The 12,138-nt window shown below is 50.2% G+C and carries 9 protein-coding genes; 8 read left to right on the top strand and 1 reads right to left on the bottom strand.

The window, feature by feature from the left end; genetic code table 11:
* The 8 genes from VGK02_11130 to mutM form a co-directional block, all read left to right on the top strand.
* Nucleotides 1-4,018, top strand: a 4,018-nt coding sequence (locus VGK02_11130; protein ID HEY3375592.1) for an Ig-like domain-containing protein, incomplete at its 5' end; no start/stop codon positions are given.
* 204 nt (nt 4,019-4,222) lie between these two features.
* Complete coding sequence (locus VGK02_11125; protein ID HEY3375591.1) at nt 4,223-6,049, top strand: efflux RND transporter periplasmic adaptor subunit; 1,827 nt, start codon at nt 4,223-4,225, stop codon at nt 6,047-6,049.
* A 12-nt stretch (nt 6,050-6,061) separates the two neighbouring features.
* A complete protein-coding gene (locus tag VGK02_11120; protein ID HEY3375590.1) occupies nt 6,062-6,781 on the top strand; it encodes an ABC transporter ATP-binding protein in 720 nt (239 codons plus the stop codon).
* Entirely contained in the window at nt 6,768-7,958 is a 1,191-nt protein-coding gene (locus tag VGK02_11115) for an ABC transporter permease (protein ID HEY3375589.1), read from the top strand. The genes VGK02_11120 and VGK02_11115 overlap by 14 nt, the downstream gene beginning before the upstream one ends.
* Before the next feature lie 55 nt (nt 7,959-8,013).
* Entirely contained in the window at nt 8,014-8,691 is a 678-nt protein-coding gene (locus tag VGK02_11110) for a YIP1 family protein (GenBank protein HEY3375588.1), read from the top strand.
* A gap of 333 nt (nt 8,692-9,024) precedes the next feature.
* On the top strand, nt 9,025-9,789 hold the full coding sequence (locus VGK02_11105; GenBank protein HEY3375587.1) for a carboxypeptidase-like regulatory domain-containing protein: 765 nt from the start codon (nt 9,025-9,027) through the stop codon (nt 9,787-9,789).
* 337 nt (nt 9,790-10,126) lie between these two features.
* A complete protein-coding gene (locus VGK02_11100; GenBank protein ID HEY3375586.1) occupies nt 10,127-10,591 on the top strand; it encodes a YbhB/YbcL family Raf kinase inhibitor-like protein in 465 nt (154 codons plus the stop codon).
* Nucleotides 10,592-10,625: 34 nt separating this feature from the next.
* On the top strand, nt 10,626-11,450 hold the full coding sequence (gene mutM, locus VGK02_11095) for a bifunctional DNA-formamidopyrimidine glycosylase/DNA-(apurinic or apyrimidinic site) lyase (GenBank protein HEY3375585.1): 825 nt from the start codon (nt 10,626-10,628) through the stop codon (nt 11,448-11,450).
* A 14-nt stretch (nt 11,451-11,464) separates the two neighbouring features.
* Here mutM and VGK02_11090 read toward each other — a convergent pair whose 3' ends face one another.
* On the bottom strand, nt 11,465-12,007 hold the full coding sequence (locus VGK02_11090) for a DJ-1/PfpI family protein (GenBank protein ID HEY3375584.1): 543 nt from the start codon (nt 12,005-12,007) through the stop codon (nt 11,465-11,467).
* Between the last annotated feature and the right edge of the window lie 131 nt (nt 12,008-12,138).

Here is a 12,138-nt window from a genome sequence, read left to right as displayed (position 1 = left end):
GTATTATTACTCAGTAGATACAGCGGCTAATACCGAGGCCAATAAGAATTTGGCGATTAAAGTCGATACGGCAGCACCGGCAACCTTTACGCTCTCAAGTCCGGCGGACAACTCCTGGACAACGAATCAGAAACCAACGCTCGGCTGGAATGCATCCTCCGATGTATTAAGCGGCCTAGCTAATTATGTCGTCAGAATTGATGGCGCAACAGATCAAACGCTAACGAGCTCAACGCTCTCAGCTACAACGGTAGCGACGCTAACGGAAGGTATGCACGCCTGGCAAGTTGTTGCGGTAGACAACGCTGGCAACCAGACAGCGGCGACAGCACGTACAATCAGCGTTGATCTCGCAAATCCAACGGCGACGATAACTGTACCTACAAATGATGCAACAATTAACGGAACGATTAATATTACCGGTTCGGCAACCGATCCTAACTTCAATAACTACGTCCTTGACTACGGGTCGGGGGCATCACCATCAAGCTGGACGACGATCGCAACGTCAAACACAGCCGTAGCGAACGGCACGCTCGGCACGCTCAATACCAGCAGCATCGGGAACGGTCAATACACCATCAGATTGAGGTCTTATGATAAGGCGAGCAAGACAGCGACAATGTCGATTCTTGTTACGGTAACAAACGATGTAACGCCACCGGTAACGACGCTGTCAACGAATCCTGGTACGGCCGACGGTGCAAACGGCTGGTTTAAATCAGCGACCGCGATTACGCTTACCTCGTCCGAGCCGGGTTCGACCTACTATCAGTGGGATGGCACCGGCGGCGCCTGGACGACGTATACGGGACCGTTTGCGGTGCTTGAGGGCAACCATGCACTCCACTATTACTCGAAAGATACTGCCAACAATACAGAGGTCACAAAGAACCAGGCTATAAAGCTTGATACGGTAGCGCCTGTCGCACCGGGGCTCTCAAGTCCGGCCGATAGCGCCTGGATAATAAACCAGAGGCCGACCCTCGGGTGGAACTCGGTTACCGATGCAACGAGCGGTTTGGCCAGCTATAGAATTAAGGTAGATGCATCGATCGACCAGACGGTCGGTAGTTCGGTGACCTCGACTCAGACGGCGGCAACTCTTACCGAAGGCACGCATACCTGGCAGATTATAGCGGTTGATGGGGCGGGTAACTTAGGAACATCGGCATCGAGAACAATCAATATAGATATCGCTAACCCGACGGCATCAATAACAGCGCCAACAGATGGTGCGAGTGTATCGGGCACGATAAACATCACGGGTTCGGCAACCGATGCGAACTTTAAGAACTACGCACTCGAGTATGGCGCCGGTGCGACACCATTATCCTGGACGCCGATTACCAATCCGACGACGCCGATTACGAGCGGCACGCTCGGTTCATTAAATACATCAACGCTGGCCAATGGGCTATACACCATCAGGCTTACAGCTAATGACAATGCAAGTAAAACATCGACGGCTTCGATTCAGATCAATGTTACAAACGATGTAACGGCACCGACGACGACATTATCGACGAATCCTAGCGCGATCAACGGTAAGAATGGTTGGTTTAATACGGCAACAACTATAACGCTCTCACCGTCCGAACCGGGCACCACGTATTACAAGTGGGATGGAGCTCCAACCGATACAACGTATACCGGCCCGTTTGCAGCACTTGAGGGTACGCATACGCTGTCTTACTACTCAAAAGATACTGTGAATAATACCGAGACGGTTCGGAACCAGACGATTAAGGTCGATACGGCGGCACCGGCTCTCTTTAACCTAACGTCACCGGCGGATGCAAGCTGGCAAAGCACTACGAGCCAGACGCTTAGATGGGGTGCTTCATCGGATGCAACCAGCAATCTTGTGAGCTATATTGTGAAAGTCGATGGCGGTATCAACAAGACGGTTGCTGCCGGTACCACGCAGGCAGCGGTAACTCTAACTGAAGGCAGCCATAATTGGCAGGTTATTGCAGAAGATAATGCCGGCAACCAGACAGCTTCGTCAACCTGGTCTGTTAGTATCGATACCGCAAACCCGGTGGCAAATATAGTAGCGCCGGCAAACAATGCGACGATTTCAGGCACAGTTGCAATAAACGGTACGGCGAGCGATATCAATATCGCTAGCTATAAGCTTGAATATGGTGTAGGTGCCTCACCGTCGAGCTGGACAACAATCACAAGCTCGACCGCGAGCGTTACAAGCGGCACACTCGGTACGTTAAATACCACGCTGCTCGCGGACGGCGCGTACACGATACGTCTCACCGTAACCGATAAAGCGGCGAAGACGACGGTAGCCAGTATTGCGGTTACAGCGAACAACGATACGGTTGCACCGACAACGACCGTGATCACCAGCCCGGCAGCTCCGGATGGAACGAACGGCTGGTTTAAATCAGCGACCACGCTCACGCTCGCGTCGTCCGAGCCGGGGTCAACCTACTATCAGTGGGATGGAACAGGTGGAACGTGGAACGCCTATACCGGCCCAATTGCGGCTCCGGAGGGCAATCATACGCTCTACTATTACTCAAAAGATGCCATAAACAACATGGAAGCGACAAAGAACCTGGCGGTAAAGGTCGATATGAGCGCTCCAAGTACACCTGCAATGCCGGCCGAGCCGTTTAACGATATCTGGCTTTCCACCCAGACACCAGCGTTTAAGTGGACACCGGCGGCAGACAGTATGTCCGGTATTCTAAAATACAAGCTCATGATTGATGGCGTGATGAACAAAGAAGTGGGCGGCGCTATAACAGCGACAACGCCGACAGCGTTGGCAGCTGGAAGCCATACCTGGAATATTGTTGCGGTGGACGCTGCCGGCAACGAGGCGGCATCCAGCAGTACGTGGACGATCAAGATAGATCTGACAAATCCGGTTGCCGTCATTACGGCTCCCGCTAACGGAGCGCTTGTATCGAATACAATTGCGGTTACAGGTTCGGCGACAGATGCCAACTTTGAAAAGTATGTTCTTGAGTACGGGCGCGGCACATCGCCGACTTCATGGACCACGATTAATGAGGCCATAAACCAGGTCAACAATGGAACCCTGGGATCGATAGATACGACTAACTGGCAGAACGGCACATATACCATAAGGCTAACTGCTAATGATATTACCGGTCGCAGCGCAACCACTAGTATTACGGTGACATCCGGCAATGTTGACGGCAATCCGCCTATTTGGTCCGGTAGCACTGCGGTTGAAGCAGTACCGATTAGCTACGACCAGATATATGTCAGGTGGCCGGAGGCAACCGATACGGTTGGGGTTGCGGGTTACGAAATCCACAAAGTATATAGTGGAACCGATAGCATAATTGAGACCGGAACCGGTACATACTATATAGCACAAGGGTTGTTACCAAATCAGGAATATACGTTCTACGTGAAGGCGTACGATGATGCGGGCAACCGCTCTGTGAAGACGCTGGATGCTGTAGCAACAACATTTAAGAAGCAAGAATATATTGTGACGCCGCCTTCAAGCGATAAAACTGTTGAGGTTCCGTTGAGCGGTATAGGCACAAAAGTTATATTTGATAATGTCACATCGGGCGGCGAGGTTAACTTCGTTGGTTACTCGAGCCTACCCCAGTTAAAAGCGCCGCTACCGCCGTTACCGAGTGACGCCCAGCCGATTATTGGCGCGATCTTTGATGTTGCGCTAGGGGAAACCTTCATATATGAAGGCAATGTTCAAATCATAATACCGTATACCAAGCTGGGAATATCGCAGCCAGATAAACTCGAGTTATGGCACTATAATACAAAACGCCAACCGGCGGCCTGGGAGACCCTGCCGAAGCAGGTCAGGGTAGATCAGGGTGTGGTCGTATTTACCACAACATCGTTCTCTCCATACGTTCTTGTTTACTCCGCTTCAGCACCTGGGCAGGTGGCATACGGCATGAATACTAATATGCTGCTTGCGATGGCCCTTCTCATGATGGCGTCCGGCGTATTCTTTATACGTGGGCTTGCCCGGCATCCATTCTAAATTAAGAAATCTTTATGGGCACACCAAGCGTGCCCATTCTTTTGTGCCTAGCAAGCTATTGCAATTCCGACCAGGACAAGCGATACTGAAATTCGACCTGACTCGCTGGTCGAATTATTGTTATCGGTTGCAAGGTAGTGTAACATTCAAGCAATAACCATCGTGTGCATAAGATTTGGTTTGCCGTAAAAAGGAGCGTACAACGTGGCTTCGCAAGTGTCCCCCCAGGGCAATAAGCCGACAAAGACAAGAGTTAAATTCAATAAGAAAGCGCTGGTTCCGGCATCGGTACTTTTTCTAGTAGCGATAATTGCATGGTGGCAAATATCGCTGTCGCTTCAGAAAACCACGGTCAAGGCGGTAAAAGTAGAGAAGGGCAGCATTGATATTCTTGTTTCCGCACCTTCTAAGGTAACGCTACCAAGTCGTGCTGATTTGAGCTTCAAAACCAATGGAAGGTTAGCGGCTGTATATGTGAAAAAAGGTCAAACGGTTTTGGCGGGGCAAACGCTCGCCGAACTCGATATGACGTCGATTTATCCGCAAATTAACCAAGCACAGGCCGGGCTCAAAATAGCACAGGCCGGGCTTGAGAAGCTGTTATCCGGACGCAGTAGGGGCGAGGTTGCCGTAGCTGAGGCCCAGGTTGATCAGGCCAGAACAGCCATAGAGAATGCGCAGCGGGCTCTACGAACGACGAGTAAACTTGTTGCACAGAGTAAACAAAAAGCCACGCTGGGCATAAAGAATGCCCAGGAAGGGCTTAATGTTGCAACCGAGCAATTTGCCAAGGTAAGAAACGGCGCTCGGACAGAGGAAAGGGCTGTTTCACAAGCCCAGGTCGACCAAGCATGGCAAGCGCTTCAAGATGCGGAAGACAACCTCACACAAGTGAGCCTAGTAAATAGTGCGGTTGCGCAAGAGGCACAGAAAGCGTATGAAGGCGCAGATGCTGTTCTAGCCGCATATACGCTAGATACAACATCGACCGCATATAAGCAACTTCAAGCTAGCGCTGATGGCGCACATCAGGCCTATAACAGGGTTATGGCTTCTAACGGCCAAACATATCGGGCAGCGCAAGCACAGGTAAATTCCGCACGCAAAGCTTATGATACGGCGGTGGCGCAACATAATCTTTCAACATCGCCAGCCAGGGATGAAGATGTGGCTATCGCGCAGAGCCAGCTTGCACAAGCTGAAATTGCTCTTACGCTTGCAAAATTTAACCAAGACGATGCGAGCATCGACGGCCAGCTCGACACAGCACAAGGGCAGCTTAATACTGCGATGAAAGCGAGTAAAGTTGCTATAGCACAGCTTGAATTGCAGAAACAAGGGCCGGGAGCCGCCGATGTTAAGCAGGCGCAAGGGCAGGTCGAGCAGGCTCAGGCAGCAATCCAATCAGCCCAATCGATCGCTCAAGACGCTGCGCTAAAGGCACCTTTCTCGGGCAGGGTTGCGGATGTTAACGGTAAAGTCGGTGAAATCGCAGGGATGAATGCTCTCGCAGCAGGAGGAACGGGCGGTTCAAGTGCGTTTATAACGCTCATCAATAACGATCGCATCGAACTTTCAGCCGACATCGACGAGACAGAAGTGAGTAAGCTAAAAGTCGGTCAAAATGTACGCGTTATGCTCGACGCATACGATACCAAGGCATTTGACGGAAAGCTCACCAATATCTCGCTACTCTCGTCCAAGAACTCGACCGGCGGTACGATTTTCGAGGCAACGGTTATCGTCAACACGGGTAAAGGTGAGGTTCGTGAGGGTATGAACGGTGACATTGATATAATCGTCGATCAAAGGAATAATGTACTTACCGTACCGTTTGAAGCCATAAAAACCGATGGACAGAAGAAAATGGTCTATGTCATAGAAAAGGGAATCGCGCACATCCGCGAAATAAAAACAGGTTTGGCGTCCGATACGGAGTACGAAGTGGTATCGGGGCTAAAACAGCATGATACAATAGCCGTCGGAAAAGTCACGTTAACCGAGGGGCAGACAGTAAAATTAGAAAATTAAGGCAGGCCGAGAATGGCAATTGAAGCACAAGACCTCTACAAGATTTACTGCCTGGAAGATGTTGAAATCAATGCCGTGAACGGTATTACTCTTCGCATAGATGATGGTGAGTTCGTTTCCATTATGGGTCAATCCGGCTCAGGTAAATCCACACTTATGCACATCGTCGGCTGCCTGGATAAGCCGACGAGAGGTTCTCTTCTCATTGACGGCCGTGATACCAACGACCTCTCCGATAACGAGCTCGCCGATCTTCGTCTTCAGAAAATCGGGTTCGTTTTCCAAACGTTTAATCTAATCCCCCGCGCGACGGCGGTTAAGAATGTCGAGCTGCCGCTCGTATATGCAGGTATTGCTGCCGCTGAGCGCAGAGAACGCGCCATACGCGCCCTTGAATCAGTGGGCTTGGGCGACAGGCTCTATAATCGCCCGTCACAGCTCTCAGGTGGGCAGCAGCAGCGCGTAGCGATCGCCCGTGCGCTTATTAACGATCCCAAAATCATCTTCGCCGACGAGCCGACTGGGAGCCTCGATTCGAAATCGGGCACCGAGATCATGGGCATTCTTACAGACCTTCACAAGCAAGGCAAGACCGTTATCCTTGTAACCCACGAGGCGGAAGTCGCCGAATATGCAGACCGCCTGATACGCCTGCGTGACGGTCAGGTTATCGAAGACGGCCCGGTGAAAAAAACCATGACGGGTGGGAAGCGCAAGAATGAACTTACTTGAGAGCTTTTTGCTTGCGCTTGACGCGATCATTGCCAATAAAATGAGGTCGGCGCTGACGACGCTCGGTATTATCATCGGCGTTCTTGCCGTGGTGTTGCTCGTTGCTATCGGGCAGGGCGCTAAGAACTATGTCACACAGCAAATCGAGGGCATCGGTTCAAATCTTATCATGATCATGCCGGGTTCGATGGATTTCTCCACCGGCGGCAATCCCGGCTCAACCGTAAACAAACTGCGATTAAGCCATGTTCGTGATATCGAGCGTGAGGCGACCAATGTAAATCAGGTCGGAGCGCTCATAGAGGGTGCGGGCACCGTGAAGTTCGGCACCAAGTCTGGCAAGAGCACTATTGAGGGTGTTATGGCGAATTACCCGGATATGCTCAACTATCCGGTCAGTGAAGGTACGACTTTCAGCGAGGCGCAGGTAAGCGGCGGCAAGAAAGTCGCCATTATCGGCAGCACCCTTGTTGATAAGCTCTTTAACGGTTCAAATCCCATTGGCCGGCGCATTACGGTCGAAGGGCAAAAGCTAATAGTAATCGGTACGCTCGAGTCTAAAGGAAAATCCCTGGGACAAGATCAAGACAATGTAGTGTTCGTGCCAATCACGCTTGCACAACGTATGTTCGGTTTTGAATGGGTCTCGTCTCTCGTGGCCGAAGCTAAAGATGAGAACAGCGTCAAGCCGGCGCAAGAGGAAATCAAGCGTATCCTACTGAAAAGCATGTCGAAAGACGATTTTTCAGTCATGACCCAAGAGAGCATCCTCGGTACTATGCAATCGATTCTCAGCATACTCACACTCATGCTCGGCGGTATCGCAGGTATATCACTGCTGGTAGGCGGCATTGGAATCATGAACATAATGCTGGTGTCGGTTACGGAACGAACGCGTGAGATCGGTATCCGCAAGGCGGTCGGCGCGAAGACGCACGATATTCTGGTTCAGTTTATCATTGAAGCAGCGACACTTAGCGTTATTGGCGGGCTTATAGGCATTATTATTGGGTTTAGCGGCGCACTCCTCATTAGCATCGTATTTCCGGCTACGGTGCCGGCGTGGGCGGTGATTGTCTCGTTCGTGTTCTCGGCCGGTATCGGTATTTTCTTTGGTGCGTACCCCGCATATAAAGCTTCGCGGCTCAGCCCGATCGAAGCGCTCAGATATGAATAAGTGCGCGGCTGTCAGGTCACGGTTTGCTTGTAGCGTCAGGTAAAGGGGGATAATTGTGGAATTAGTTAAAAGCCTTTTAAACACCATTGTAAGCCCTTCTCAGGCATTCGCTTGGGTGGCAGAGCATCCTCTCTGGTTGATCCCGGTGGTGCTGTTATTATTAACCTCGGTAATCGCAACCTTTGTTAGCGCCCCGTTTATCGCGGACTTGTCGATGCAGCGCCTCGAAGAGCAGTCGAGCAACATGTCCCCCGAGCAGATCAAACAATCAAAAGACATGATAAACTCACCGCTCATGGGCACAATAACGGTGGTATTTGCCGTTATAGGGATGATAATCGCGCTGCTGATACAAACGGTTGTCTTCCATTTCTCTGCGCTTACCATTGGGGGGAATGCACGATTCGGCTTAGGGTTTGCCATGGTCGCCTATGCACAAGTGCCGATCATGCTACAGCAAATCATACAGTCGGTGTACTCGAAGATGACCGACACAATGATACAATCCGGTTTTTCAGCTATGTTACCGGCCGATCAGGCCACTAAACCGATGGGAATATTCTTAACCCATGTAGATGTATTTACCGTCTGGTCGCTCATCCTCATCGCCATCGGATTGCCTATCATCTATAAAATATCCAAAGCCCAGGCGGCTGTTCTTTCTGCCGGCTACTGGGTATTGAGCACGACGATAGCCGTTATCATAGGAGCAATCGGCGGCGCTTTCGCTTAAAGTGAAGTCAAGCCGGCATATTATGCCAGTACCCAGTATGGGTATAATAAGACACAGGTTCGCAGCCCAGGCGAAACCGGTGCATTCAGCCACCCGAAGGCACATGCTTCCTTCCGCCATTAATACCCTAAATGACTTACTATAGAGATAAAAACAGATTGATGTGGGATAAAGCCCCTGTTTTAGCAGGGGCTTTATCTGTACGCCTTAAATTTTCGCATGTGCGTAACCAAACGCCCACTATCTCGTTATAGTAAATGAATGATCAATTAAGCGCTTAACTTGCCTCCATTTACAATGACGGGGGCAGCCGATTAACAAGGGGGAATCAGTATGCTTTTTAAGGGACTAAAGATTGTACTTGCCGTATTTGTAGTATCGGTGCTGCTGGCAGGCATTGCAGTAGCGTGCCCGGGTGGCAGCAAGATATTTAGTTCGAGCGAAAAACAGCAGGCTAAGGCACAAGTTAAGGGAGATGCTGCACACGAAGCTAATGACAACGTTGCGTATGATGCCGACACCAAAGACAACGATAAAGTTATTGTCGAAAAGGGCAAAAAGCGGACAATCATTAAAGTAGTGTACGAGCCACGAAAGGACAGAGATAAGAACAAGGATAAGTGGGCGAAAAAGTTCGGGTCAGTTACCGGTCTAACCTTGCTAGCATGCGAATCGACACCGACTAGCGGAACAGTAGATTGTACACCATCGGTTGAGAATACGCACTGCACGAAAAGCGCAGCGTGCATAGAGTTTTCGAAGAGCTGTAAAACTTCACCTAGCGTAGAGTGCTCAAAAAGCGCCGAAACATCGCCGAGTATTGACGGTACCGGCACACCGCTCGCAGGCGTGCACCTCCGTCTCTTAAAGAACAAGGGCAAAGGGTTTGAGCACGTCTCGTGGGCAACTCAATCCAACAAAAAGGGCCAGTTTGTCTTCAAGAATGTTAAGACCGGCGACTATGTACTGCGCGTTTGGTCAAAGAGCGCTGTTTACAACGGCTCCAAACCGATTGCGGTTCATGTTGAGGGCGGCAAAGCGACAAATCTTTCGCCGTTAGTATTTGAAGCAAAGGCTGTGTGTGCCAAGGCAAAATAGCCACATAATGTTTTGGCTGCGCTAAATGGTGTGTTCCATAAGTGTGACAAGACAAACCAAGCGGATTTATAAAACGCCTAGCACAAAACAGCACCGTGGTTTCTCCATATCATGATAGGAGGTAAGCCACGGCGCTGTTTTATTATCGCTTTGGGAAAAACGTGCTGCTTTTATCGTCGCATAGTATTTCTGGTGCTGCTCGCGTGAGGCAGTGATATGATAGATTCTGTTGCTGCTCATCCCCGTTATTTTCGTCGGCTGTAGTGGTAAGAATCAGACATCGGCAACTACTGCATCCAGCACGACGGGACTGAAAGTGTCTGCCGGGGAGGGTGCAATGAAGCTATTATCAAGTGCGTATGAAGATAAAGGCATAATCCCGGTCGAATATGCGAACCTGGGGGTCGAGGGTGGCCAAAATATCTCGATTCCGTATCAATGGGAAGGAGTACCTGAAGGTACTAAATCTCTGGTACTTGCTATGATTGATATTACCGCGAACCAGTGGACCCACTGGTTCGCGGTAGATATTCCTCCGACAGTAAACACTATCCCGGAAGGGGCTTCAAATCACGACATGCCATCCGGTTCCCGTGAAATGTACAACTCCTTTGGCTCGATTGGCTACGGCGGGCCGCAACCGCCGATTGGCTCGGGCGATCACGCATATGTGGCAACCCTCTATGCTTTAGATACGGCGACGGTTTCAATCAGTGAAAAACCTACATATGGGGAATTCTTAAAAGCAATCGACGGTAAGATTATCGATAAAGTATCGTATACAGGTTTGTTTGGCAGGTAGGATTGACCGGTTAGCAAGCCAGGCGGTGATGTCTGTGCCGGAATTACCGGAAGTTGAAACGATAAAGAGAGAGTTTGATCGTGAGCTTGTGGGCTGCACGGTTGTATCGGTTGGCGTCAAAAACCCGGTTGTTCTCGATATCCCGCCGGTGCAGTTTATCGAGCGGGTTCGCGGGGCTGAGTTCACGCATGTATCCCGCCGGGCTAAATACCTGGCCATAAATCTCTCAAACGGTTATAGCTTAATTATTCATCTTAAAATAAGCGGCCAACTGCTCTACACGGCGCCCGATATGCCGGTTGATGATGCAACCCACATCATTCTCAATCTTAATGACGGCAAGCAGCTGCGCTTGCGTGACAGCGATACGTTTGCGAAAGTTTTTACTGTTAAGACCTCGGACATTCCGTCGTTTTTTGCCAAACTGAGGCTGGGGCCCGAACCGTTGAACCCAAATTTTACCTTTGATGAGTTCCGCACGCTTATCCGCAGGCATAAACGTGCGATGATAAAACCGCTTCTTATAAACCAGCATTTCATCTCGGGCATCGGTAGTATATATGCCGATGAGATTCTATTCTTCGCAAAGGTGCATCCAACAAAAAAAGTCGGTGACCTTACCGAAGATGAGCTCCACAAGATTTACGATGGTATTAAGCGCATACTTCCCGAAGCTATCGCCCATCACGGCACGACAACCAGGGCGTATCGTGATCTCAACGGTCAAAAGGGCGAATACCAGGACTATCTCAAGGTACACGCGAAAGTTGGGCAGCCTTGCCCGGGCTGCCTGGGAACGGTGGAGAGAATCGAGATGTCCGGCAGGGGCACCTACGTCTGTTCAAGCTGCCAACACTAAAGAATTATCGTCGGTTATGCGGCTGCTTCAGACGAACGATTGATCTCGGTAATCACGGTGTCGCAGAATTCCTTGATGTTCTCCGGGCCTTTGCAGGTGATAAGATTACCGTCGACGACAACAGGTTCGTCATAATAATTGGCTCCAGCGTTTTCCACATCAACCCTTATCGACGGTGATCCGGTCACATTCTTGCCCTTGAGGACACCGAGCGTTATCAGCACTTGCACCCCATGATCGATAGCGCCGACGATTTTACCGGTATTGAACATGTCGAGCACCAGATCGAGCGCCGCATCGTTCATCCTGACTCTATCCGGTGAATAGCCATCCGGTATTATGACTGCCTGGAAATTGTAACCTCGCGCTTGCTCGTATGATATTTCCACTTCAACTTGAGTCGTGTGCTCAAAGTCCTGAAGCTTTCTTTCCGGTACATCGCCTATAACACTGATAAGAGCGCCGGCATCATCGAAGCACCTTCGAAGGCTGTTAAGCTCTCGTGAATCAAAGTTGTCTGCGATAATAAGCGCTACCTCTTTACCTGAAATCGACATAAAGCACTCCTCCTTAATAAGTTGATTTTTACCCGCGATACAGGCTCGAAAACAGTCTTACGTCGATTCATGGCAAATGATTTGCAGAAAAGTCGTATATCCAGTTTTGTACACCTTCACCACGGGTAAAC

The sequence above is a fragment of the Candidatus Aquicultor sp. genome (genome assembly GCA_036504445.1).
Classification (GTDB): Bacteria; Actinomycetota; Aquicultoria; order Aquicultorales; family Aquicultoraceae; genus DASXVE01.
Note: the sequence above shows the minus strand (reverse complement) of the source record. Positions and strands in the feature narration are given on the sequence as shown.